The 25203-nt window shown below is 58.9% G+C and carries 22 protein-coding genes and 2 pseudogenes; 7 read left to right on the top strand and 17 right to left on the bottom strand.

What is annotated here, in order from left to right; all coding sequences use genetic code 11:
- Nucleotides 1–41: 41 nt before the first annotated feature.
- The 4 genes from BLT09_RS00120 to BLT09_RS00105 all read right to left on the bottom strand — a co-directional run bounded on the left by BLT09_RS00120 (nt 42) and on the right by BLT09_RS00105 (nt 5807).
- Nucleotides 42–2504, bottom strand: a complete 2463-nt coding sequence (locus tag BLT09_RS00120) for a glycogen/starch/alpha-glucan phosphorylase (protein ID WP_091589855.1) — start codon at nt 2502–2504, stop codon at nt 42–44.
- A 317-nt stretch (nt 2505–2821) separates the two neighbouring features.
- Complete coding sequence (locus tag BLT09_RS00115; RefSeq protein ID WP_023802796.1) at nt 2822–3604, bottom strand: ATP-binding cassette domain-containing protein; 783 nt, start codon at nt 3602–3604, stop codon at nt 2822–2824.
- Between the two features lie 2 nt (nt 3605–3606).
- Nucleotides 3607–4671 carry an ABC transporter permease gene (locus BLT09_RS00110; RefSeq protein WP_023802795.1) on the bottom strand — a complete coding sequence of 355 codons (1065 nt, stop codon included), beginning with the start codon at nt 4669–4671 and terminating at the stop codon, nt 3607–3609.
- Between the two features lie 158 nt (nt 4672–4829).
- A complete protein-coding gene (locus BLT09_RS00105) occupies nt 4830–5807 on the bottom strand; it encodes a sugar ABC transporter substrate-binding protein (RefSeq protein ID WP_236388945.1) in 978 nt (325 codons plus the stop codon).
- A 267-nt stretch (nt 5808–6074) separates the two neighbouring features.
- Between BLT09_RS00105 and BLT09_RS00100 the strand changes: the two genes are divergently transcribed.
- The 4 genes from BLT09_RS00100 to BLT09_RS00085 all read left to right on the top strand — a co-directional run bounded on the left by BLT09_RS00100 (nt 6075) and on the right by BLT09_RS00085 (nt 10069).
- Complete coding sequence (locus tag BLT09_RS00100; protein WP_091589853.1) at nt 6075–7301, top strand: ROK family transcriptional regulator; 1227 nt, start codon at nt 6075–6077, stop codon at nt 7299–7301.
- Nucleotides 7302–7304: 3 nt separating this feature from the next.
- On the top strand, nt 7305–7751 hold the full coding sequence (locus BLT09_RS00095; RefSeq protein ID WP_091589852.1) for an RbsD/FucU family protein: 447 nt from the start codon (nt 7305–7307) through the stop codon (nt 7749–7751).
- Complete coding sequence (locus BLT09_RS00090; protein WP_091589850.1) at nt 7748–8671, top strand: carbohydrate kinase family protein; 924 nt, start codon at nt 7748–7750, stop codon at nt 8669–8671. The genes BLT09_RS00095 and BLT09_RS00090 overlap by 4 nt, the downstream gene beginning before the upstream one ends.
- Nucleotides 8672–8926: 255 nt before the next feature.
- Entirely contained in the window at nt 8927–10069 is a 1143-nt protein-coding gene (locus BLT09_RS00085; protein WP_091589849.1) for a DegT/DnrJ/EryC1/StrS family aminotransferase, read from the top strand.
- 50 nt (nt 10070–10119) lie between these two features.
- On the opposite strand, the gene BLT09_RS00080 is transcribed toward BLT09_RS00085, so the two are convergent.
- The 12 genes from BLT09_RS00080 to BLT09_RS00025 form a co-directional block, all read right to left on the bottom strand.
- Nucleotides 10120–10548, bottom strand: coding sequence for a type II toxin-antitoxin system VapC family toxin (locus BLT09_RS00080; protein WP_091589847.1), 429 nt, complete (start codon nt 10546–10548; stop codon nt 10120–10122).
- Nucleotides 10548–10787, bottom strand: coding sequence for a type II toxin-antitoxin system VapB family antitoxin (locus BLT09_RS00075; RefSeq protein WP_091589846.1), 240 nt, complete (start codon nt 10785–10787; stop codon nt 10548–10550). The genes BLT09_RS00080 and BLT09_RS00075 overlap by 1 nt, the downstream gene beginning before the upstream one ends.
- A 96-nt stretch (nt 10788–10883) precedes the next feature.
- On the bottom strand, nt 10884–11699 hold the full coding sequence (gene cysQ / locus BLT09_RS00070) for a 3'(2'),5'-bisphosphate nucleotidase CysQ (protein ID WP_167366315.1): 816 nt from the start codon (nt 11697–11699) through the stop codon (nt 10884–10886).
- A gap of 10 nt (nt 11700–11709) precedes the next feature.
- Nucleotides 11710–13647, bottom strand: a complete 1938-nt coding sequence (cysN, locus tag BLT09_RS00065) for a sulfate adenylyltransferase subunit CysN (RefSeq protein WP_167366269.1) — start codon at nt 13645–13647, stop codon at nt 11710–11712.
- Between the two features lie 2 nt (nt 13648–13649).
- Nucleotides 13650–14555, bottom strand: coding sequence for a sulfate adenylyltransferase subunit CysD (cysD, locus tag BLT09_RS00060; protein WP_091589841.1), 906 nt, complete (start codon nt 14553–14555; stop codon nt 13650–13652).
- A 236-nt stretch (nt 14556–14791) separates the two neighbouring features.
- Nucleotides 14792–16105 (bottom strand): O-antigen ligase family protein, encoded by a 1314-nt coding sequence (locus BLT09_RS00055; RefSeq protein ID WP_091589840.1) that lies wholly within the window; start codon nt 16103–16105, stop codon nt 14792–14794.
- On the bottom strand, nt 16102–17361 hold the full coding sequence (locus BLT09_RS00050; RefSeq protein ID WP_167366268.1) for a tetratricopeptide repeat protein: 1260 nt from the start codon (nt 17359–17361) through the stop codon (nt 16102–16104). Before BLT09_RS00050 ends, BLT09_RS00055 begins: the two co-directional genes overlap by 4 nt.
- Nucleotides 17249–19621 (bottom strand): GumC family protein, encoded by a 2373-nt coding sequence (locus BLT09_RS00045; RefSeq protein WP_091589837.1) that lies wholly within the window; start codon nt 19619–19621, stop codon nt 17249–17251. The genes BLT09_RS00050 and BLT09_RS00045 overlap by 113 nt, the downstream gene beginning before the upstream one ends.
- Nucleotides 19622–19671: 50 nt before the next feature.
- Entirely contained in the window at nt 19672–20454 is a 783-nt protein-coding gene (locus BLT09_RS00040; RefSeq protein WP_091589835.1) for a polysaccharide biosynthesis/export family protein, read from the bottom strand.
- Complete coding sequence (locus BLT09_RS00035; RefSeq protein ID WP_091589834.1) at nt 20454–21263, bottom strand: tyrosine-protein phosphatase; 810 nt, start codon at nt 21261–21263, stop codon at nt 20454–20456. Before BLT09_RS00035 ends, BLT09_RS00040 begins: the two co-directional genes overlap by 1 nt.
- A gap of 364 nt (nt 21264–21627) precedes the next feature.
- Nucleotides 21628–22134: a hypothetical protein gene (locus BLT09_RS00030; protein ID WP_091589832.1), complete on the bottom strand. Its 507-nt coding sequence runs from the start codon at nt 22132–22134 to the stop codon at nt 21628–21630.
- A 312-nt stretch (nt 22135–22446) separates the two neighbouring features.
- The gene (locus tag BLT09_RS00025) at nt 22447–22911 is read right to left on the bottom strand and encodes a hypothetical protein (protein WP_139172457.1); all 465 of its coding nucleotides are present in this window, start codon (nt 22909–22911) and stop codon (nt 22447–22449) included.
- 323 nt (nt 22912–23234) lie between these two features.
- Here BLT09_RS00025 and BLT09_RS00020 point away from each other — a divergent pair, with 323 nt between their 5' ends.
- The 3 genes and pseudogenes from BLT09_RS00020 to BLT09_RS00010 form a co-directional block, all read left to right on the top strand.
- A complete protein-coding gene (locus BLT09_RS00020; RefSeq protein WP_167366267.1) occupies nt 23235–23891 on the top strand; it encodes an FkbM family methyltransferase in 657 nt (218 codons plus the stop codon).
- Nucleotides 23892–23978: 87 nt separating this feature from the next.
- Nucleotides 23979–24131, top strand: a pseudogene (locus BLT09_RS00015) (IS5/IS1182 family transposase); the annotation flags it as partial.
- A 174-nt stretch (nt 24132–24305) separates the two neighbouring features.
- Nucleotides 24306–24853: pseudogene (locus tag BLT09_RS00010) on the top strand (transposase); the annotation flags it as partial.
- Nucleotides 24854–25007: 154 nt separating this feature from the next.
- Here the strand turns inward: BLT09_RS00010 and BLT09_RS00005 are convergent.
- The coding region (locus BLT09_RS00005; RefSeq protein ID WP_139172455.1) for a transposase at nt 25008–25203 on the bottom strand (196 nt) is incomplete at its 5' end.

Raw genomic sequence — 25203 nt, 5'->3', positions numbered from 1 at the left:
CGGCACCCGGACCACATTGTTCGTGGCCTCATGCAATCATATCAGACGGGCACGTTCCAGATTTCTTTCGCATATTGGCGGATCGTGCGATCGGACGAGAACCAGCCGACGCGGGCGACATTGCGAATTGCCCTGGCGTACCACTCCGGGCTGTCGCGCCAGACGGCGTCGACATCGCGCTGGGTTGAGGCGTAGGCATCGAAATCCGCGGCGACCATGAACCAGTCGCTCTGATAGAGGCCGTTCATCAGGTCGCGATAGCGTTCCGGATCGTCAGGCGAAAAGACGCCCGTCGAAACGGCAGCCACGGCCTGCGCCAGTTCGGGAGAGGCTTCGATCACCGATCGCGGATCGTAGCCGTTGCTGCGCCGCTCGGCGACCTCTTCAGTAGTCAGGCCGAAAATGAAGATGTTGTCGTCGCCGACGCATTCCTTGATCTCGACATTGGCGCCGTCGAGCGTGCCGATGGTCAGCGCACCGTTCAGCGCAAATTTCATGTTGCCGGTGCCGGAGGCTTCCATCCCGGCGGTCGATATCTGCTCCGAAAGATCGGCGGCCGGCATCATGATCTCGGCCAGGCTGACATTGTAGTTCGGCACGAACACCACTTTGAGCAAGCCGCGAACGGCCGGGTCGCGGTTGATGACTTTGGCGACGTCGTTGGCGAGTTTGATGATCAGCTTGGCATTGTGATAGCTGGGCGCCGCCTTGCCGCCGAAGAACTTGACGCGTGGCATCCAGTTGCGCTCGGGATGGGAGCGGATCTGGTCGTAGAGGGCGACTGTTTCGAGGATGTTCAGGAGCTGGCGCTTGTATTCGTGGATGCGCTTGATCTGGATGTCGAACAGCGCCGAGGGATCGATCCTGATGCCGAGGCGGTCAGCGACGAGATTGGCGAGCTTGGCCTTGTTCGCCCGCTTGACTGCCGCGAACTTGTCGCGGAAGGCGGCGTCGTCGGCAAAGGCATCGAGCTCCTTGATCGCGTCTATATCGTCGAGGAAGCGATCGCCGATCGCCTCACGGGTGAGCGCGGTGAGACCGGGATTGCACTGGATCAGCCAGCGCCGCGGCGTGATGCCGTTGGTCTTGTTATTGATGCGGTCGGGGTAGAGCCGGTGGAGCTCGGCAAACACCGTTTCTTTCATCAGCTCGGTGTGAAGGGCAGAGACGCCGTTGATCGAGTGCGAGCCGACAAACGCCAGATTGCCCATGCGCACCCGGCGCTCGCCGTTTTCCTGTATCAGCGAGATCTGGCTGATCTGCTCGTCAGAAAACTGATCGGAGGCGCGCGCCTCCAGCAGCACTTCGGCATTGATGGCGTAGACGATCTGCATATGGCGCGGCAACAGCCGCTCGAACAGCGGCACCGGCCAGCTTTCGAGCGCCTCTGGAAGCAGCGTGTGGTTGGTGTAGCCGAAAGTGCGCTTGGTGATGCTCCAGGCCTGATCGAAATGCATGCCGTGGACATCCATCAACAGGCGCATCAGCTCGGGCACGGCGATGGCCGGATGGGTGTCGTTCAGATGGATCGCCGCCTTGTCGGGCAGCGACTGCAGGTCGCCATACTGGCTGAGATGACGCTGAATGATATCCTGCAACGATGCGGTGGAAAAGAAATACTCTTGCCTGAGGCGCAGCTCCTGACCGGCCTTGTGGGAATCGGCAGGGTAAAGGACGCGCGACAAGGCATCGGCCTTGTTGCTTTCGGCGAGCGCACCGATGTGGTCGCCGGCGTTGAACTTGTCGAGCAGGATCGGATCGATCGGCATGCCGGACCAGAGCCGCAGCGTGTTGACGCGGTTGGCCCGCCAGCCAACCACCGGCGTATCGTAGGCAACCGCCAGGACATGTTCGATCGGCTTCCAGACGTGGCGCTCAAGCCTGCCGTCCTTCGAGGTGATCGATTCCACCGAGCCGCCGAAACCGACCTCGAATGAGCGTTCGCGCCGCTCGAACTCCCAGGGGTTGCCGTGATCGAGCCAGGTCTCGGGCAGCTCAACCTGCCAGCCGCCATGGATTTCCTGCCGGAACATGCCATTGGCGTAGCGAATGCCATAGCCATGCGCGGGAATGTCGACGGTTGCCATGCTTTCCATGAAGCAGGCTGCGAGCCGGCCGAGACCGCCATTGCCAAGCGCTGCATCTGGTTCGAGGGCCGCGATGAGGTCGAGGTCGACGCCGAGAGACCGCAGCGCTTCGCGCATATTGTCCATCAGGCCGAGATTGGAGAAGGCGTCGCGCATCAGGCGACCGATGAGGAATTCCAGTGACAGGTAATAGACGCGCTTTTCCTGATGGGCGTAGGCCTCTTGCGTTGCCTGCATCCAATGATCGACGATATGGTCGCGCACGACCTTTATCGAGGCGGTGAGCCAGTCGTATTGCGTCGCGACACTGGTCCCCTTGCCGAGCCTGTATTTGAGGGCCTTCAAGACTTCGTCGGCAAGCGCCTTGGGATCGGAGTTTTCGAGAATGGGAGTTTTGGATGTCATCGCGCGCGTCATGCTGCCTCTCGTGCGGTTGCCATGATCATACCGGCTTTCACCATTCCTCCCAGCCCATGCTAGCGCATATTGTTATGCGTTCAATCGAGTTAGATTGCCGCGGGGAAGCTTACCCAGCGGCAGTTTTAGCAACTTGAAGTGCGTCGCGTTTGGGCGGCGTCTGCGACGCATCTTAGAGTCTTAGTTATGTGCATATCGTCCCAAAACCGCAGCGCACCCTCGGTTCGCGCCCGAGGGCATGCTTTTGGGCGACATGCATTTCTTGTTCGATGCAAGTCGTCATCCCAAAACCGCTGCGCACTTTTGGGCGACATGCATCAGGCAGCCAGTGCCGCCTCCGGCGGAAGCTTCGCTCCGGTCATGAAGGCGACGGCGTCCGACATCGTATATTGCTTGGGATCGATGACACAGAGGCGACGGCCCAGCCGATGGATGTGAATGCGGTCGGCCACCTCGAAGACATGCGGCATGTTGTGGGAGATCAGCACGATCGGCAGGCCGCGCTTCTTCACGTCGAGGATCAGTTCGAGCACGCGGCGGCTCTCCTTGACGCCTAACGCCGCCGTCGGCTCATCCATGATGACCATCTTCGAGCCGAAGGCGGCGGCGCGCGCCACCGCCACGCCCTGGCGTTGGCCGCCCGAGAGCGTTTCCACGGCCTGGCTGATGTTCTGGATGGTCATCAGGCCAAGTTCGGTGAGCTTGTCGCGGGCGCGCTTTTCCATTGCCGGGCGGTCGAGCATGCGCAGCCAGTCGCCCAGAAAACCCGGTTTGCGGATCTCGCGACCGAGGAACATGTTGTCGGCGATCGACAGCGCCGGCGACAGCGCCAGGTTCTGGTAGACGGTTTCGATGCCGGCTTCGCGGGCTTCGATGGGCGACTTGAAGAGCACCTGCTTGCCGTCCAACTCGATGATCCCCTCGTCCGGGACAACGGCGCCCGAGATCGCCTTGATCAGCGTCGACTTGCCGGCTCCATTGTCGCCGATCACGGCCAGGATCTCTCCCGGATAGAGATCGAAGTCGCAGCTGTTCAGTGCGGTGACGCGGCCGTAGCGCTTGACGAGGCCGCGCGCGGTGAGGATGGGCTCCTGGGTCATGGTTACACCGAAACCTTTCTGATCCACTGGTCGATCGCCACGGCGCCGATGATCAGCACACCGGTGAGCAGCACTTTCCATTGCGGATCGGCGCCCAGCATGTTGAGGCCCATCGAAACGACGCCGACAATCATCGCGCCGAACAGCGTGCCCAGAATAGAGCCGCGCCCGCCGAAGAGGGAAATGCCGCCGATCACCGTCGCGGTGATCGCCTGCAAATTGTAGTCGGTGACGGCAGCGGACGGCGAGATCGAGCCGTTGCGGCCGATGGAGACCCAGGCAGCGAAAGCGGCGATCAGCCCGGCAAGCGTGTAGACCGAGATCAGCACCTTCTTGGTCTGGATGCCCGACAGCTTCGCTGCCTCCGGATCGTCGCCGACAGCGTAGACATGACGGCCCCATGCCGTGTGATTGAGCACGTACCACAAGAACAGCACCAGCACGACCATGGCAATGACGCCGAACGTCAGCACCGCCGTGCCGACCTTGAAGTTCAGGCCAAACAGATGCAGCAGCGGGGCTTGGACGTCGACGTCGGCGTCACGGATCGTCTCATTGGCCGAATAGATGAAGTTCGTGGCCATGACGATGTTCCAGGTGCCGAGCGTGACGATGAAGGGCGGCAGCTTCATGTAGGCGACCAGCAGCCCGTTGAGCAGCCCGCAGGCCGCGCCGGCGGCAAGCCCGATCACCACGGCAAGCAAGGTCGGCAGGCCATAGGTGACCGCGCAATTGCCCATGATCACGGCCGAAATCACCATGATCACGCCGATTGACAGGTCGATGCCGGCTGTCAGGATGACCAGCGTCTGCGCGGCGCCGAGAATACCGACGATGGCGATCTGCTGCAGGATCAGCGTCAGCGTGTAGGACGAAAAGAACCGTCCTCCGATCGTGACGCCAAAGACAGCGATCGACAGGACCAGCACGATCAGCGGCACCGCAGCCGGAGTGGAATGCAGGAAATGCTGGATGCGCTTGACGAGCGACGTGCCATGCTCGTCAAAAGCAGCAACGCTTGTCTCGCTGTTCGCGAGAGCCTTTTCGAATTCCTGAACCTGAGACATGTTTCCTCCCATGAGGCTTCAGCTACGCGCCGACGCCCGTCCAACCGTTCCCGATCTGCCGCCGGAATTGTTCGCGCTTGCGATTTCCGCATCGTCCACCCGAAGCGGCCGGGGATCAAGCCCCTGGCCGCTTCGGTCTGTTGCCTGTCAGACCGGCATCAGCCCCAGCACTTGGCGAGGCCTTCCTTGGTGTCGATGGACTTCACGCCCTCCGCGGGCTTGTCGGTCACGAGGTTGACGCCGGTGTCGAAGAAATCCTTGCCTTCGGTCGGCTTGGGCTTCGTCCCGTCCTTGGCGTAAGCGGCGATCGCTTCGATGCCGAGTGCCGCCATCTGCAGCGGATATTGCTGTGAGGTCGCACCGATCACGCCCTCGGCGACCGACTTCACGCCGGGGCAGCCGCCATCGACCGACACGATCAGCACATTGCCTTCGAGACCCACGGCCTTGAGCGCCTGGTAGGCGCCGACGGCTGCCGGCTCGTTGATGGTGTGGATGACGTTGATGCCAGGATCCTTCTGGAGGAGGTTCTCCATCGCCTTGCGGCCGCCTTCCTCGTTGCCGTTGGTGACATCGTGGCCGACGATACGCGGATCATCCTCATCGCCGATCTTGTTGGGGTCCTTCACGTCGATACCGTAGCCCATCATGAAGCCCTGGTCGCGCAGGACGTCGACCGTCGGCTGCGAGGGCGTCAGGTCGAGGAAGCCGATCCTGGCATCCTTCGCCTTGTCGCCGAGCGTCGCTGCGGCCCAGGCACCAATCAGCTTGCCGGCCTCCAGATTGTCGGTCGCAAAGGTCGCGTCGGCGGCGTCGAGCGGATCAAGCGGCGTGTCCAGCGCGATCACCAGCAGACCGGCGTCTCGTGCCTTCTTCACCGCCGGGACGATGCCCTTGGTATCCGACGCGGTGATCAGGATGCCCTTGGCGCCGTCGGCGATGCAGCTTTCGATCGCCGCCACCTGGCTCTCGCTGTCGCCATCGATCTTGCCGGCGTAGGCTTTGAGTTCGACGCCGAGTTCCTTGGCCTTGGCGCTCGCGCCTTCCTTCATCTTGACGAAGAACGGGTTGGTGTCGGTCTTGGTGATCAGGCAGGCGCCGACATCGGCGGCGGACGCAGCCGAGGTGAATGCCATCAGACCCAGTCCGGCCGCGGCAAAAACGGTGGATCTTAGCAGTGCTGTCTTGGTCACGATTTTCCTCCCAGTGGGACCAGTTCGGATGCCGGCCAACCGGCATCGCATGAGCATCCAGCGACTTCTCCCAGCGTGGACGCTTGCCCCAAGAGAATACCAGACTGAGGGTCCTGTCAATAATTAAATCACTCTTATTTATTATTGACAGCGTGGCGTCGGTCACTCATTCTGGCCAAAAGCATTAAGGAAACGACGGGAGGAGAAGGGGTGGAGACCGGCATACCAAGGCACGGTTCGCCCGAGGCAGCCAAAAGCCGCATTCACCGCGGCACCAACCAGAGCGGCATGCGGGACCACAATGAGCGGCTGGTGCTGTCGCTGGTGCGTCAGCACGGCAGCCTGGCGAAGTCCGACATTGCGCGCATGACCGGACTTTCGGCCCAGACCGTTTCGGTCATCATGCGCGAGCTCGAGGAGGACAACCTTCTTGTCCGCCAGGCGCCGCTGCGCGGCAAGATCGGCCAACCTTCCATTCCGATGGCGCTCAATCCCGATGGCGCCTATTTCATCGGCCTGAAGATCGGCCGCCGCAGCGCCGAACTCGTTCTGATCGATTTTCTCGGCAATGTGCGTTCGATGCTGCAGCATTCCTACCGCTATCCGGCACCGCGCGAGACGGTCGAGTTCGTCACCTCCGGCATGAAGACGATGCGCAGCGAACTCACCCCGGCGCAGGACAAGCGCATTGCCGGACTTGGCATTGCCATGCCGTTCGAATTGTGGAGCTGGGCCGATACGGCAGGTGCGCCGCGCGACGTCATGGACGAATGGCGCCACCGAGACATCCGCGCCGACATCCAGGCACAGTGCGAATTCCCCGTCTACCTGCAAAATGACGCCACCTCTGCCTGCGGCGCCGAACTGGTGTTCGGCAAAGCGGGCACGGCACGCGACTTCGTCTATTTCTATATCGGTGCCTTCGCCGGCGGCGGCATCGTGCTGAACGGTCACCTTTTCGGCGGACCGACCGGCAATGCCGGCGCGCTGGGTTCGATGCCGGTGCCTGGACCGGACGGCAAGCCGACCCAATTGATCGGCGTGGCGTCGATCGCCATGCTGGAAAAGGCACTCAACGCGCGCGGCGTCGAAGCCTCACATCTGTGGACGTCACCGGAGGATTGGGGCGAAATCGGCGTCGAGCTCGACGATTGGATCGCCTGCGCCTCGCAGGCGCTCGCCTATGCCATTGTGGCGGCGTCTTCGGTTATCGATTTCGAGGCGGCGGTGATCGACGGATGGATGCCGAAGGCCGTGCGGCGCCGGCTCGTCGATGCCGTTATCGATGCTATCGGCAAGATCGACGGTGAAGGCCTGAAACTTCCGGCCGTGCGCGAGGGGACTGTCGGCATTCATGCACGTGCCCTGGGCGGTGCCAGCCTGCCGCTTTCCGAGCGCTTCCTCATCGGCTCGACCACGATTTCCAGGAGTGCCTGAGCGATGCTGATCGGAATCCCGGTGCTGCTCGGTCCACAGCTGCTGGCGACGCTGCGTGCCATGGGTCATGGCGACGAGATCGCCCTTGTCGACGGAAACTACCCGGCGAAGGAGCAGGCACACCGGCTCATCCGCGCCGACGGTCATCATCTTGCTCCGATGCTCGACGCCATCCTCAGCGTATCGCCTGTCGATGACGCGGTGCCGGATGCGCTGTTTCGCGCCTCGGTCAAAGGTGATCCCCTGCTTGCCGATCCCGTTCATCACGAGATGGAGGCGATCTGCGCCGAGCGTGCTCCGGGCCGCAAGGTGGTTGCGCTTGCCGGCGCCGACTTCTATCAACGGGTCAGGTCCGCACACGCGATCGTCGCGACAAGCGAGCCGCGGCTCTACGCCAACATCATCATCCGCAAGGGTGTGATCTATCCGCCGGAGACCAGGAAATCATGATCCTCTGTTGCGGCGAAGCCCTGATCGACATGCTGCCACGCACCACGACTGAGGGCGAGCCGGCCTTTGCCCCTTATGTCGGCGGCGCGGTGTTCAACACGGCAATAGCGCTCGGCCGGCTGGGAGCGCCCGCCGGTTTCTTTTCCGGCCTGTCGACGGATCTGTTCGGCAGCCAGTTCAAGGACGCGCTTGACGCAAGCCAGGTCAGTTCCACCTATGCGCACACATCGCCCCGGCCGACCACGCTCGCCTTCGTGCGGCTGGACAACGGCCAGGCGACCTACACATTCTACGATGAAAACACAGCCGGACGCATGCTGACCATCGACGATCTGCCAAAACTCGGCAGCGAGATCGAAGCCATGCTGTTCGGCGCCATCAGCCTGATCTCGGAGCCGGCCGGATCCGCCTACGAGGAATTCATGCGGCGCGAGCACAGCCGCCGCGTCATGATGCTCGACCCCAACATCCGGCCGAATTTCATAGCGGACAAGGCCAAGCATCTCAGGCGCATCCGCTCGATGATGGCCATGGCCGACATCGTGAAACTGTCGGACGAGGACCTCAACTGGTTCGGCGAAGCCGGCTCGCACGAGGACGTCGTCCGCAACTGGCTGGAGCGCGGCCCGACGCTGATCGTCGTCACCCATGGCAGCGAAGGCGCCATCGGCTACACCAGGGATCACAAGGTCACGGTCGTGCCGGACAAGGTCGAGGTGGTCGATACGGTCGGCGCCGGCGACACGTTCAACGCCGGCATCCTGGCCTCGCTGCACGAGCAAGGCCTGCTGTCGAAGGAGGCGATCGCCAATCTGTCGGACGACGCCATCCACAAGGCGCTGGCGCTCGGCGCCAAGGCTGCGGCGGTAACCGTGTCGCGGGCCGGCGCCAATCCGCCCTGGCGGCATGAAATCGCCTGATTGGACGGCGATGCGCTGAGGATGCGCAGGACGTCGATCACTTTATGTTTCGCCCGGCCGAGCGCGTGCGACGCGAAAGCCGTGTCGTGCGCAACAAGGCCCCAGATTTCCGGCGTCTGATGCGGACCTGTCGGACTGAGAGGTAACAGGCTGCGACATTTGAGCAATTCGTCGATTGGTCCGTGCAGCTTTCTCGGCCGCGCCAAGTCTGATACCAGCGGCCAGTTATCTGGCTAGTCCCGTTTTGAGGCCGACATGCAGTTCATCGATCTAGGCGCGCAGCGCGAACGAATCCGCGACAGGCTGAAAGCCGCCATCGACCGCGTCGTCGACGACGGTCGCTACATTCTCGGACCTGAGGTCACCGAATTTGAAAACAAGCTCTCCGCCTATGTCGGTACCAAGCATGTCGTAGCCTGCGCCAACGGCACTGACGCGCTGCTGCTGCCGCTGTTTGCGGCCGGCATCGGCCCAGGTGACGCGGTGTTCGTGCCGAGCTTCACCTTCGCCGCCACGGCGGAAGTGGTGGCGCTGGCCAAGGCCGAGCCGGTTTTCATCGATGTCGATCCGCAGACCTACAATATCGACATCGCCAGCCTCGAAGCGGCCATCGCCATGATCAAGGCGGAAGGCCGGCTGAGGCCAAGGGCGATCATCCCCGTCGACCTGTTCGGGCTCGCCGCCGATTACGAGGCGATCATGGCCATCGCCAACCGCGAAGGGCTGATGGTGATCGAAGATGCCGCCCAAGCGATCGGCGGCTCGAGCGACGGCAAGATGCTGGGTTCGTTCGGCGCGGTCGGCTCGACCAGCTTCTACCCGGCAAAACCGCTCGGCTGCTATGGCGACGGCGGCGCGATGTTCACCAATGACGATGCGCTGGCCGAGCAACTTCGCTCGTTCGCCTTCCACGGCAAAGGCGAAACCCAATATGACAATGTCCGCGTCGGCATTAATTCGCGGCTCGACACTCTGCAGGCGGCGATCCTGATCGAGAAGCTGGCCATTCTTGAAGACGAAATGGTTGCCCGGCAAGCGGTCGCCAAACGGTATGCCGAAGGCCTCGGCGACATCGTCAAGGCAGCGCGCAACCTGGACGGCGGCCGTTCGGCCTGGGCGCAATATGCCATCGAGACGCCGAAGCGCGACGGGCTGAAGGCGCATCTCGGGGAAAAAAATATCCCGTCGGTGATCTATTATGTGAAGCCGCTGCACAGCCAGATCGCCTACCGCGACTATCCGCGCACGCCGACAGGTCTTGCCGTTTCTGAGGAACTGCCGAAGCGTATCCTGTGCCTGCCCATGCATCCCTATCTGAGCGAGGCCGACCAGGACCGGATCATCGAGACGATCCGCAATTATATCGGCTCGAATTCGGCGCAAATCGCCGCCGCGTAGAGTCTCACGCGCACGACTACGATCTAGCCGGTAGCGCTCCCGCGTAAATATCAGGTTTTGATACCCACAGTCGTGACATCGGTAAGCGCAAATCCCGCATCGATGGTCAGGATCGGCGCCTGGTAGGATTTCGCCGTGGCATAATGGAAGCAGTCGGCAAGATTGAGCGCACTATTCCGTTCAGCGTCCGGATAGCGGTGCCGTCCATAGCGATCGAAGGCTTGCAGCGCGACGGTCAACTCACGGCTCGAAATCGCCATAAGCTGGACCCCGGCCGCTTCAAGGAACTCCTGCACGCGCGCTTCAGCTTCTGCCATGGGAATGCGCTTTTTGCGAAACAGCCCAACTGTCGCCTCCCATGCAGCCACGACCGATGTGATCGGCCGCGGAGAGCGCGCGGCATCGAGCGCCGCCGCAAGGTCCTCGGCGTCAGGCTCCTCCGTCATAATGGCGATGATTGCGGACGCATCGACGAACATCAGTAGTCGCCGCTGAGGTCATCGAAAAACGCCCTGTCCGCCGCAAGGCCGGTGTCCGGATAGGCCGCAATCTTCGCGCGCAAAGGCTTCAGCCGCTCCCACAGTGGGATCGCCTCTTCGGCGCGGCGCAATTCGTTCTCCAGGGCCAGCTTCACGGCAGCCGTCTTGTTCAAGCGCGTGCGTGCTGCCAATTTTTCGGCAAGCGCGTTTACCTCTTCACTACGGATGTTGAGCGGCATTAGCCAATTCTCCTGTGTAGACGTACATATAATAGCGCCAACACGCGATGGCAACCGTCCATCAGGAGAGCATAAGGTTTTGCGGGAGCGCTTCCGTCAATGTCGAGGACGCGCTCGCACGGCGTCAGGTTGGCCCGCGCTCTTCCCGCTGGCGATGAAATGCGGATTGGCAAAATCCACGTCATCGCTCTGGTTGCGCTTGCCGTAGGCCAGCGGCTGACCATCGAGCGAGCGCGTCATCCCGCCTGCGGCGCGCAGCACCGCGTCACCCGCCGCGGTGTCCCATTCCATGGTGCGGCCGAAGCGCGGATAGACGTCGGCCTCGGCGCTGGCGACAAGACAGAATTTCAGCGACGAGCCGACCGAGACGATCTCGGCAGCGCCCACCGTGCGGATATAGGCTTCGGTCTCGGGCGTATTGTGGGACCGGCTGGCGACGACGGTCAGTGGCGCCACGCCCGTTCTGGCCGAAATCGGCCGACGGCCGATGATCTGGTAATCGCCATTGACATCGATTGCTTCCGCCCTGCCCGGCCGGCCGGAAAAGAAGCGTCCGGTGCATGGCGCAAAGACCACACCGATCTCCGGCACGCCGTGGCGAACGAGCGCGATGTTGACGGTGAAGTCGGTCCTGCGGTTGACGAATTCCTTGGTGCCGTCGAGTGGGTCCACCAGGAAGAAGGCATCATCGAGGTCGGGCGGCACGATGCCGGCTGATGCCTCTTCCTCAGCCACGCAAGGGATATCGGGGAAGGCGGCGCGCAGCCCGGCGAGAATGATCTTTTCGCTCTCGCGATCGGCTTCGGTCACTGGCGAGGCGTCTGATTTCTGATCGACCGCGCAGCCGGCATCAAAAACACGCATCACCTCTCGCCCCGCCGCCAGGGCAAGGCGCTCGAACACCCCGAGCATCGCCTCGTCGTCAGATGCCGCCGCCGCTATCGTATTGGTTTTCGGCAATGTCGCGCTCGTTCAGCCAGAGTTCCAGGGCCTCTACCATCTCCTCCGCGGACTTGCCGAGTGTCTTGAGATGGATTTCGGGATTTTCCGGGGCTTCATACGGTGAATCGACGCCGGTGAAATTCTTGATTTCGCCATTCAACGCCCGCGCATAGAGGCCCTTCGGATCGCGTCTGGCGCACTCCTCAAAGGGAGTGTCGACAAACACCTCGACGAATTCACCGCTGGCCATCAATTCCCTGGCCATGCGCCGCTCGGCGCTGAATGGCGAAATGAAGGAAACAATGACGATCAGCCCGGCATCGGCCATCAGGCGCGCCACTTCAGCCACGCGGCGAATGTTTTCGACGCGATCGGCGTCGGTGAAGCCAAGATCGCGATTGAGCCCGTGGCGGACATTGTCGCCATCCAGGATGTAGGTGTGGCGGCCGGTGGCGAACAGCTTCTTCTCGAAAAGGTTGGCGATGGTCGACTTGCCCGACCCAGAGAGCCCGGTGAACCAGAACACGGCAGGCCGCTGGTTCTTCAGATCGGCGCGGCCGTGCTTGCCGACATCGAGCGATTGCCAGTGGATGTTTTCGGCGCGGCGCAGCGAATGCAGGATCATGCCGGCGCCGACCGTGGCGTTGGTGATGCGGTCGATCAGGATGAAGGCGCCGGTCGTGCGGTTCTCGGCGAAAATATCGAAGGCGATCGGCGCCCGCGTCGAGATGTTGCAAATGCCGACCTCGTTCATTTCCAGCGACTTGGCCGCCTCATGGGCAAAATCGTTGACGTTGACGCGGTATTTCAGGTCGGTGACGGTAGCGCTGGTCTGATCGGTCTCGGTGCGCAGGATATAGGAGCGGCCCGGCAGCAGGGCGTGCTCGTCGAACCAGACGATGTTGGCGGCGAACTGGTCGGCGACCTGCGGCCGCGCCGCCGGTGACACCAGCATGTTGCCGCGCGAGACCTCGACCTCGTCGTCGAGAACAACGGTGATGGCCTGGCCCGCCACCGCCTGGCTCAGATCGCCGCCATGCGAGACGATGCGCCTGACATGAGCGGACTTGCCGGATTTGGCGACAACGACCTCGTCGCCCGGTGCGACCGAGCCGGAGGCGATCGTGCCGGCAAAACCGCGGAAATCGAGATTGGGGCGGTTCACATACTGCACCGGAAAACGGAACGGCAGTTCGACAACGGCTTCATCGACTGACACGGTTTCCAGATGTTCGATCAGCGTCGGGCCGGAATACCATTCTGTTTTATCGGAACGGCCCGTAACGTTGTCGCCATAGCGGGCCGACATCGGAATGGATACGATCGACTGGAAACCGAGTTCACGTGAGAACTGCGCGTAGTCTGCGACAATCCGTTCGAACACCACCTTGTCGAAGCCGACGAGATCGATCTTGTTAACGGCGAGCACGATGTGCCGGATGCCAAGCAGCGAGGCGATGATCGAGTGGCGCCTTGTCTGGCGCAGCACGCCCTGCCGGGCGTCGATCAGGACGATGGCCAGATCGGCGGTCGACGCGCCCGTCGCCATGTTGCGCGTGTATTGTTCGTGGCCAGGCGTATCGGCAACGATGAATTTGCGTTTTGGCGTGGCGAAAAAGCGATAGGCGACATCGATGGTGATGCCCTGCTCGCGCTCGGCCTCGAGGCCATCGACCAGCAGCGCGAAATCGACGTCGTCGCCCGTCGTCCCGTGCTTGCGGGAATCACGCTCGAGCGCAGCAAGCTGGTCCTCGAAAATCTGCTTGGTGTCCGAAAGCAGGCGCCCGATCAACGTCGACTTGCCGTCGTCCACGGAACCGCAGGTCAGGAAGCGCAGCAGCGATTTTTGTTCTTGCACCGCCAGATAGTCGCGAATGCCGTCGGTGGGGGCGAGGCTCTCGGCCGTGCTGTGGCGCATGCTCAGAAATACCCCTCGCGCTTCTTCTTTTCCATCGAGCCGGCTTCATCACGGTCGATCAGGCGGCCCTGCCGTTCGGAGGTGCGCGCCGTGAGCATTTCGCCGACAATGGCCTCCAGCGTGTCGGCGTCCGATTCGATCGCGCCGGTCAGCGGATAGCAGCCGAGGGTGCGGAACCGTACCAGCCGGTTCTCCACCGTCTCGCCGGGACGCAACTGCATGCGGTCGTCGTCCCTCAGAATGAGCATGCCGTCACGTTCGACGACCGGCCGCTCCTTGGCGAAATAGAGCGGCACGATCGGGATGTCTTCCTGCAGAATGTACTGCCAGATATCGAGTTCGGTCCAGTTCGATAACGGAAAGACCCGGATCGATTCACCGGTCGCGATGCGGGTGTTGAATATCTTCCACATCTCCGGGCGCTGGTTTTTTGGATCCCAGACGTGCTGGGCGTTGCGGAAAGAGAAGATCCGCTCCTTGGCGCGCGATTTCTCCTCGTCGCGCCGCGCCCCACCGAAGGCTGCATCGAAGCCGTATTTGTCGAGCGCCTGGCGCAGCGCCACGGTCTTCATCACATGCGTATGGGTGTTGGAGCCATGGTCGAAGGGATTGATGTTGTCGCGCACACCATCGCCGTTGACATGGACCAGGAGATCGAAGCCGAGTTTTTGCGCCATCTGATCGCGAAAGGCGATCATCTCGCGGAATTTCCAGGTCGTGTCGACGTGGAGAAAGGGAAAGGGCGGCTTGGCCGGATAAAACGCCTTCATCGCAAGATGCATCAGCACCGAGGAATCCTTGCCGACCGAATAGAGCATGACCGGCTTGGCGAAGGTCGCCGCAACCTCGCGAAAGATATGGATGGATTCGGCTTCAAGCCGCTGCAGATGCGTAAGCGCGATGTTCATGGACTTTAAGCGTTCTCTCGTGCCGCCCGGATCTTGCATCGAAGCATCAGGCGCAATTTTTCAGCGGCCCGGTTCAAGCTTCATTTCTGGTTTTCGTGCAGGCGTTCTAGCAGATCGCCATTATCTATAACAATGCAAGACAGACCTGCGCTGGAGTGGTTCGAGAATGAATTTTCCACGCAGGGACCAGAACCCGGAAATTCCTGCCCAGATCGCAGGGCCGTCGCCAGGAGGCGCTAGGACGGCGTTCCAACGGGAACAAGTAACTTTTCACCGTTGTGGTCGATCTCGATCAATTCGCTCTTCTGGCGGGCTGCAAATCCTTTGTGGAAGATAATGGCGTTCATGAACGCAAACGTCATTGCAAGCGCCTCGGTCCGCAACGGATAATCGACGAGAGAATGAATGAGAAGAAAAAACACGGAGAGAAACGCCGCCTTTTGAAGGGGATCGCGACGAACTCTAGCAAGTGCCACCAAGAGCAATACTAAATAACACGATATAAGCAGAGTGGCAAATACCCCCCCCTCAAAGGTTATCTCAAGATAATCGTTATGCGCATGATTGACGTATTTCTCAAAAATCATGTGCTCTTTTTCGTATATCTGATACGCCTTTTGAAAATTCCCAAATCCAACACCAATTGCCCAATTTTCTTTAATTCCATCAATGGTTGTGCGAGCAAACTCACCTCTGCCGAAAGCTGGATCAATTGCATCAGTATCGATCTTCGTCCATGCGCCAATTGTGTAGGCCGAAACCCCTATGAAAACCACAAGGATGCTGAACCCACTCACCTTGGAACGTGCTGAGAGAAAGACGATAGATAGCACGGTAATAGCTAGCCCAATCAGAACACCGGCGCGGGAACCAGCTGCCAAAAGAAGCAGCAAAAGCGTGACCAGTCCGAGCGACCCGGACAAAAGATATCCGCGAAACAGGCCATGGTAGACGACGAAGGGAATAGAAACGAATAGCAACGCTGAGAAATGATTCACGTTGGCAAAAAGGCCGGCGTTGATCGTAAATGGCAATAGCCCCTCAATAGCGACGTTGTCCGAGAGCGAATACTGGATCGCTCCTGCCAGGCCATTGCAGATAACACCCATAAAAAAGAACGGAAGAAGGGCTTGGACCTGCTCGGCACGCAAACGCAAAACGCTCAAAAAAAACGCCGCCAACGCCACCAGATACAACAGACATTCGATCGTTCGTCCAACGCCGACACTGATAAAACGAAATTGGGATTCCCCCACAAGCTCGGAGTCTGCGAGCAGCAGTTCCGGTCTCGATCCACTGAATATCGCCGCAGGCAGCGGAACAATTTGCAAAATTACCAGCGCCACAGCGAAGATAAGCAGCCACAGAACAGAATAAGGGATCCTCTGACCAGAGCTTCGTGAAAAGATCGCCGCCGCCGAGATGATTGCCGCGACCTCAATCAGCGTATCCGTATAGAGGCCGCTTGCAGTGCCGCCGCCGATCAGCAGCGCTATAAACAGAACCGATCCAAGGAGATATTTATCCCATTCCGATGGCCGGTCGCTCAAGATGAATGTCTCTCGATGGTCAATTTGTGCACTACCAGCGTGCCGACGTAGCGAAAGCGCCAGCTCTCGGCGATGGCGGCAGTTTCCAGCTTCAATAATTGCATGGGACACCCAGCCGATCCAACCGAAAAATCCTGACTGAGCGCCTGGCGATTGAATGTACCCTCCGGTATATTGAACCGCGCTATTTCGCCAGCAGGCCCCATGCACCTGATCGACCAGAATAACTCTTTGGGAAGCTTCAGGTTTCTTGCAGAAGCGACCATAGCGATTTTGTAGGAACCAGGCGGCAATTCAATATACTGTTGAAGAGCAGTGTTCTTGACGGGCGTATTCAAGAACCGCACCGTGGCACCGCCCTCTCCTCCAACTTCATTCTGGGATGTTGCAAATGTGACTTCCACGCCCGATTGATCGCGGATCTGCCAACTGAAAGGCTTGCGACTGGACACTGGTTCGAACGTGCTGTTGAAAATATACCCGCCCAACTTCCTTTCTTCGTCAGTTAGGCTGAAAAGAAAGAGCCGATACGCTTGTTCATATTCTTTCTGACTAATATAGCCGTTGATAACATTGGACAGTTCGCCTGATGTTGGTGGCGCGCCTGATCCAGTCAGATCGAGCAACATCCGATTTGCTAAATCAAGTCCGTCTCGGCTCTTGCCAAGGAAACTGAACAGATTCGCTCTCCATGGCGCCTCCAGCGTGATGGCTTTCAGCACGGCCTGATATCCATCGGCATGCGAGAGAATTGTCGGCAGGCCCTCGGCGATCGCAGGAAATCGGTCCGGCCATCGCCGCAGCAATATGTCGATCTCGCCAACCGCTTTTGACAAATCCTTGGTTTCGATCGAGTGGCCAATAGACTTTTGGAGGGCGTGCAGCTCTGTCTTGGACAATTCTCGAGCTTGATCGAAGAGCTTATAGGCATCGTTTTCTTTGCCTAGTCGGTATCTGATCTCACCGATCAGGCTGTAGAGACGTGCGTCAGCAATATCGTAGCGAAGGGCGCGTTCGGCTTTGGCAAGCAATACATCGAGATCTGGGGCGTTGCTCGTATCGTTCAGATCGTCAGTGATTTCGGTTATCAAGGCATTGACGTTCAACGGATCCAGCACGAGGGAAACGGCCGGGCTTCCTGTCTCAAGAAAACGACTTAGCCCGATCGACGAAGCCGCCAACACTAGAACGGATGCGGCGAACCAAACGCCTGAACGCCGGAGATTTTGCATAAGCGGGCTGGTCTGCTCCGTCATCGACTTTGCCCTCAAGTTTCGGGGTGCCGTAGTCGTAATACTGGTAGTTCATGTATTTATAGGCGTAGTTGTAATCGAACTTGTTCACTGCAAACTTCGACATCGCGGCCCCGACCACGTTCGCGCCGGCAGCTCGCAAGCGCTTCAACGCCGTCTTCGCCGACTTGCGCGTGACCTGATTGGTAGAAATGACCATCAATGTGCCCTCGGCAAGCCGGCTGAGGATGGGCGCATCTGAAAGGCCGACGACCGGCGGGGCGTCGATTATGACAAGATCGAAACGCTTGCCGAGATTGGTGACGATCAGCGCCATTTTTGGTGAAGAGAGCAGGTCCGCGGGGTTCGGCGGGATCGTTCCGGATGTCAGGACGGTCACATTAGGATATTTCGTCGCCCTGAAAATGCTTGCCAGATCCTCCTTGCGGACGGTGTTCGTCAAGAGATTGCTCAGTCCGATTGTGTTGTCGAGACCAAACAGCCGGTGAAGATTGGGCTTTCGAAGATCGCCGTCGACAATGAGAACCCGGGCACCGAGCGCGGCAAAATCCTGTCCGAGCTTGAATGAGGTGGTCGACTTGCCCTCGGAGGGTTCCGAACTCGTGACCAGCAGTGATCGCGGCGCGCCTTCGGCCCCGGAAAACTGAAGCGATGTTCGAAGCGAACGGTAGGCCTCGGACAGTCCTGATTTCTGATCGGCGATGCTGGCTATGAGTTCCCGGTCATCGACAAGCGGCAAAATGCCGAGCATCGCCAATCCCAGTTCTTTTTCGATTTGCTCAGGATTGGTGAAGGTGTTGTTCAGCAACTCAATTATGTAGATTATTGACGCGCTGAGCGCCAGGAAAAGAGCCAGGGCGATCGCAAGATTGATGGTCAGGCGCGGCGAAAAAGGGCGCTCCGGCGGTGTCGCGAAATCGACGATTGCGGCGCTTTGCGTCTTGAGCTCAGAGCTGACACCCACTTCATTCAGCTTGGCTATAAGGCCGTCATACTGAGATCGGTTCGAATCAACTTCACGCTTGAGGATCGTGTACTTGATGTTTTTGTCGTTAAACTCGACCTGCTGCTTGTCCATCTCGGCAAGTTTTGTCTTAAGATCGGACTCCTTGTTCTGAGCCTCCTGATATTTCTGCCGCAGTGAATCGGTAATCGTCAAAACGCCGTTGTCATAAAGCCGCTGCAGCTCCTTGATCTGCGCCTGAAGCTGCTGCATCTCTGGAAAACCGGGCTTCAATATGCCCAGCTTCTGCTGATACTGGCTGGTCAAATCCGACAGTTTCTCGGTGATGTTTTGCAGACCTTCGCTCTCCAGGACTGGGCCGAGGCTCGCCGCGCGGCCCTTGTCTATCTGGTCCACCATCCGTCCAGCATCGAGCCGTTCCTGGATTGCTGTCGCGAGAGCGGTGTTGAGAGTCTCAATGTTCGACCCTATCAGCGATTTTTCTTCGCCGGTTACCGTGATGCCCGCATCCTTTGCATAGGCGACAAGTTCCTCTTCGGACTTCTGAAGCTTTTGCTTTACCTGCAAAACCTGTTCCTGGATGAACTGCCGTGCCAGATCCGACGTCTCGCTGGTCTGATCGAGGCGCTGGTCGATAAAACTTTGCGCGACCTGATTGGCTATATCGCTTGAATATTTCGGGTTCTGATCGACAAACGTAATTGACAGCAGGCTTGTGTTGGTGACCAGACTCACCGTCAAATCTTTTAAAACGCGCCCAATCGCGATCGCCTCACGTTCCTCCGGAGTTCTCTCCTCTATGGATGGGGATTTGGGGATGCGAAAGGCGCGATAGAAGATATTGCTGAGGGAGAAATCCGACGTGGGAAATAGAAAATCCGGCTTCTCGCTGAGCCCCAGTTGGAACACCACGCGCTGTGCTAATGCGCGGCTTTTCAACTTTTCACGGGCAGTTAGAAAGGCGCGCATGTCGGCGTTTTCAGAAACCACTTCAATGTCCTGGAAGACCTTTGCCGAAGGAACCAGCACTTCTAATTGCGTTGTAGCCTGATATTTTGGCGTCTGCATCATTGTAACGACGGCGCCAGCGACAAGCCCGGCTGCCGCCATCATGACGATCAGCCACCGATACTGGACAACGTAAAAAAGTAGCTTGAGTGGATTGAAGGCCTCGTCCTGCTCCAGAGAGTCGCGACCGTAAGGGTTAAAGTTTTGCGCCCCGTCATAAAACACGTCGGCGGATAAGGCCTGGCGGTGTCCAGGACCTGCAATTTGATGCTGCTGATTTCGATCGAGCATAGTGCGAGGTGATCCTAAGTTCGTCTATTCCAGGTCAGCAATGATCCGCCTTAAGGGATGACTGCAAGTCTTGCAGCACTTGACGCAACCCCGAGTGCGTCCTTGAGATTTTTCATGGCAATTTTCGATTTCGAGGCGAAGACGACAATCTTGTCGCCACCATGGATGCGTGGGTTGCGACTCTTGCCGGCGCGAATCTGCTCCACATTGTAATTTGCGACCAGAGTATTTTGGCCGACATTGCGATAGACAAAGACCTTTTTCGCATCGCCAACGGCATTGAACCCTCCGGCAAGGGCGATCGCATCGATGAGAGACGAATTGCTCGACACCGGAAAAATACCAGCCTTGGTGACTTCGCCGTCGACGGTAATGCGCTGTCCGATCGATTCCTTGACGAAGACCGACACATCGGGCGACTGCAGATAGTTGGCGCCGTAGGCCGTTTCGATTTCCTGCTCCAGCTGACGGACGGTCTTCCCGGCCGCGGTGACGGTTCCGATAAGTGGAAGCGAAATTTGTCCGCCAGCGTCGACTTGAACGGTTCTGTTCAGATTGTCGACCTGGAACACATTCACCTCCAGCACATCATTAGGCGACAAAGGCTGCTCGTTGCCGTTCTGGCTGTTTTGCGCAGGCAGCTCCTTTACGACCTGCAGGGCGCCGCCGCTGGAGAGCGGCGCCGACGATGACGTCAGTTGCAGCGCATCAACCGATGTCGGCGAAGACGATGATGTCGTTGACGAGGTGCTCGTGCAGGCAGACATCGAGAGCGAAGCGAGCAAGGCACATATCGCGCCTGTATAATTTTTTGCGAAATGAAACACACCCATTACGCTGCCCCACCCTTCAACAGGCGACCCAATCCTGCAAAGCGACCGACGTTGCCGGGGCTTCGCTTTTTCGAGCGTGCCTTTCCGACCGGCTCGAGGGGCCGGTTCGCCAATATTTCGCCTGGGCGTTTCAACACCATATTGCGGGCCTCATCTTCCCCACATCGCTTCGCGGCAACGGCAACCGCCTGCGAAAGCCCAGGGCGCCGGCGGGTGGCGCCGTGGGCGTCCGAAGCGATAATATCTACCCTACCCTCGTCAATCAGCTTTTCCGAATAGTAAAGCGCCGTGCGTCCAAAAGCACCAACAATCGAGTCTGCGGTAAGTTGAATTAGGCAACCCACTGCATTCAATTTCTCGACAATGTCGTAATTTGCCTTGATCCATGTCAGCCGCTCAGGATGGGTAAGAATCGGAACGAACCCGGCGTTTATGAGGCGCAGAGCGAAATCTTCCAGCCTGGGTGGCAAGACGTGATGCGGCGGCTCGAATAGAAAATAACGCGATCTGTTCAAGGTCGGCACGCTGCCGAGCGCCAATTGCTCCGGCAGATCCGGCGCTATATGCACGTCGGCGCCAACGTAAAGAGCAAGCGGTATTTCCGCGCGGCGCAGCGCCTGTTCCAACTCTTGAACCGAGCGGGTAATATTTGCCGATCCGTTTTCGTACATGCCTGGCACGATATGCGGCGTACACGCCATATGCGTCGTTCCGTCGGCCACCGCCAGCCGCGCCATTTCCAGCGATTCAGCGAGGCTGGACGAGCCGTCGTCAAGACCGGGCAAGATATGGGAATGCAGGTCGATCATAGGTGGCCGCGCTGAAGCAAACTGACGACTCCTCCCAAACAAAAGGCAAATGCGCCACCCGCACCGGAGCGAATGACGCATTTGTCACGTTTGTGCAATACGGTAGGATTCAAGCTATTCGCTGACAGCGTGCAAGCCAATGACCAGCGTTGCCGCGCCACTCGTCTCTGTGCTCCTGGGCTAGACGAATCCGCCCAAGACGAAGCGCATCCGGCTTCGCCTCAAGTGATAGAGCGGTATGGTTGATGAACTCGATCAATATCCCGACTCCAGCCAGCGCGCCAAGGCCACGGCATAGAGGCACCGACAATACAATCCGGCAGAGGCACAGTCACATGTCTCTGCCACATTGTGTTAATTGGGCTTAACGGCTGACGGCGTCGCCGTCGTCTTGCGTTGCAGCAAGGATGGCAGCCGCACCTGCCATGCCGCCAAAGATAAAGAGCGGGGTGTTGGACCGGTTGCCGCCCGGGGGAATCTGACCCGTATGCTCAGAGCTAACGGAGGCAGCCGTCTGCTCGGAACCCACAACTTTCAGGCAGACATTGTTCTCGACGCGAGAAATGTCGAGGCTAGAATTCGCAGGCACGTCCAGGCTGCAGCCACCGACATTAACGGAAGCCGACCCCTTAGCACCGACCACTATGCGGCTGCCGAAATCCAGCGCATTTCCCGCTTTCGCCGGACCATAGCCCGCGGCTTGCGAAACCATCACGTCGCCATTGGCATGCCCGATGGAACCAATCGAGCTCGCCGCTCCCTGATAGGGAGTCGTACAGGTGCAAGACGTATCCTGAGCGAAAGACGAAACCGGGCCGAAACCGATCGAGGCGACAATTCCAGCCAACGCAACTTTTACAGTGAGGTTCATTCGTTTCGATCCTTTTTGTCCCGCCGCACCTCGGCCCCACCCGGGCACCAAGGTATTGAACTAGCGCGTAACAGCTTTTGGCGTCGATTCCAATCTGCTTCGCATGTGCGAGATGATTTTTTGGTTTCTCATGTGTTTCATTAGACACACTCATTGCCAGATTTGAATCTACCATTTTCGCGCCGCTCGCTGGAAATCTCGGAAAACAAGTCTGTTCCTAGCCTTTGATGGCCATCGCGCCGATGCCTGTGATCGCACATTCTGTCTTTGGTTTTATGACACGGAGTTGACGAGGCCATGAACTACGAACCCTTATTGGCAAGATTTGTAGGTCGAACCTGCCTGCACCGGCTGTCCGCACAAGATGCCATTCTCGGCAAGTTTGGCGGCCAAATCCTTGCCATCGGGCGTGAGGCATTGCACAACTATCGCCCCACCAAACTTTGAAGCGACATTGCCGTCGCAAGGCGTCCCCTTGCCGACCGGCTTGCAGGTCAGTGGGAGCCCTTGGAAGTCCCGGCGCGCTGCCTCGGTCATCATGGCGAGCAGAGGCCTGGGCTTCGTAAACGCCACGCCGCATAGTACAATCTTATGGTTGCCTACGCGGAGATTATCAACCGAATCAATAACAAGCTTGCCGTGAATCGACTCGATAGCTGGAGCCGGCTTCCGCTTTGGCGCCTTGACACCTGTCCCCATGTTAACAATGATCGTGAGAAAAATTGCTGCAAATGCAAATGCTACCACGCTAAGGATGCCTACATTCTTGATCGACAAATCCACCCTCCCCGTGCGATTACCCGCACGGTTTGCCAACATTTTTAACGACTCAACCGCCGCGTCACGTCGGATTTCTATCGTTGCATACCACCAAGGGCTTTCACATGCTAAAAACTTCATTCATAACGTTAAGGGCAATGGCATCAGGCCTGCGTCACGCATTTCGGTTTAGAACTATACCATGGATGGACCGCGTCATTCTAATAGGTCGCGGTTCGATGTACGTGTCCCGAAGGGATAATCGTGGGCGACGCATCCTAGCTATGGCAGGCGTTACACAGCCCAATATATCCTCTCTTTGGCACGCGTTATCGGCGAAAATGACGCCCGATGTGATATTAGATATCGGCGCAAACTATGGCGAGATAGCATTTTGTACTACCTACTCGAACGCCACCTCTGTGCACCTATTTGAAGCAAATCCATACCTGGAAAAGTACCTGCAACAGAGCATACAATCTAGGCCCGACTGCGGGATCTTTCATTTACATATGTGCGCAGCCTCCTCTTCGGTGGGAATCGTAAGCCTTACTATCGACAAGAAGTGGTCTGGAACATCTTCGCTCGTCGGAGAGATAGGCGACAGCATCTTTAAAGGTTCTGGCGAAGGACAATTCGAACGTACAGAAGTTTCTTCCATACCGATCGACACCGTCGTTAACTGCGCATCAAAGACGCTGCTGTTTAAAATAGACGTCGAAGGCTGGGAAATCAACGTTCTCTCTGGAATGAGCAGGCTACTCACGGAGAGCAGGTCATTTGCCGGCATTGTCGAGTTTGACGAGCGAAACTTGGCGCGTGCGGGAGGTAGCGCAAATGAACTCAGGCAATCACTGTCCAGCTATGGCAAGGTATATCTTTCTAAAGATTTTCTGCCAACTTATAACGAGGATTTGCCGGCCCATGGTGATTTCTTAGTCCTTAAGAATATTAATCTGAGCCAGCTGCGCAGCTCTGGCTCGAAACGCCCGATTTAGATTATTCGTAGCTGAAACAACTCTATCCTGCGCGTACAGTGGTCGCAGCCCAGCAGCAGGAGGCGACGGGCTGCGTTTTTGCGCTAGCGCATGGGCGAGGAACGGATCATGGCTCTGCTGCAGGAAAGCCTCGCGGTTGCGGTCGAGAGCAGGTCGATGAGGCCGGCTGACACGCGCCGGGTGGTTGTTAACACGACCGTGCAGCCCAAGAACGTGATATTCCCGACCGACGCCAAGCTGACTGAGTCGACCGTGAATTTTCCGCAAGCCATTGATCTGGCATGTTGATTGAGGCGGATAGCGGCTTTGGAATTGCAGGATTGAGCGCTGTTTTCCTGCAATTCGGTTTTGCGATTCCCTTGTGCTGCGGAGCGTGATTACCTTGGTTCGGCGGGCGGCGAATCGAGGGGGCGAATGTCCAAGCCACGCGAGAAGCGCGAGATGGAGAGCATGATCTTTTCCGCTCCAGGCTCGATCAGATCATCAACATGACGCACGAGCTGGTGCGGCTGGCGCAGGCGATCGACTGGCCGGTGCTGGAGGAGCGTTTCGGCGCCGTCTATTCGGACGGCCCCGGCATGCCGCCGCTGCCGACCCGGCTGATGGCGGGGCTGGCGATCCTCAAGCACACCTTCAACCTGTCGGATGAGGTGCTGTGCGAGCGCTGGGTGGAGAACCCTTACTTCCAGTATCTCACCGGCGAGACGTTCTTTTGCCATACGCTGCCGTTTGACCACTCCTCGATGACGCGTTGGCGCAGCTGTATGGGCGAGGAGCGGATCGTGGCGCTGTTGCAGGAGAGCCTCAGCCTTGCGGTCAAGACCGGGGCGATGAAGTCGGCCGACACGCGCCAGGTCATAGTCGACACGACCGTGCAGCCGAAGAACGTCATGTTCCCGACCGACGCCAAGCTCATCCACCGGGCGCGCGAACGGCTGGTGCGGCTGGCCAAGAGGAGGGGCTCCATTTGCGAGGGCTTTGCACGGGGGCCGAAGTTTGGCGCAGATGGCGCATGGGGCGTTTTTTGAAACGCAATCAGGCCACATTGGCCCGGTTGCAGGCCTCGGGGGCCCAATTGGGCCCCCCCTCGGCGGATTTTGGGCAGACTCCGCCCCCTCATGCCGGCTTCCTCACCGCGAAGAGGACGGCGGCCGCCCGTTGCAGATTGTAGCCGCAGCCGGCAAGCACGCACTGCGTCCGGTTGGTCGCCAGGTTGAAGAAGCGCAGCCGCCGCATGCCGTAGTGCTGCTTGAACACCGCAAACGGCCGCTCCACCGCCGCCCGCACCTTGGAGATCAGCCGGTTGCGCTGC

This window comes from Mesorhizobium muleiense (assembly GCF_900099905.1).
GTDB classification, from domain to species: Bacteria; Pseudomonadota; Alphaproteobacteria; order Rhizobiales; family Rhizobiaceae; genus Mesorhizobium; species Mesorhizobium muleiense.
This window is presented reverse-complemented; position numbering and strand designations above follow the sequence as displayed.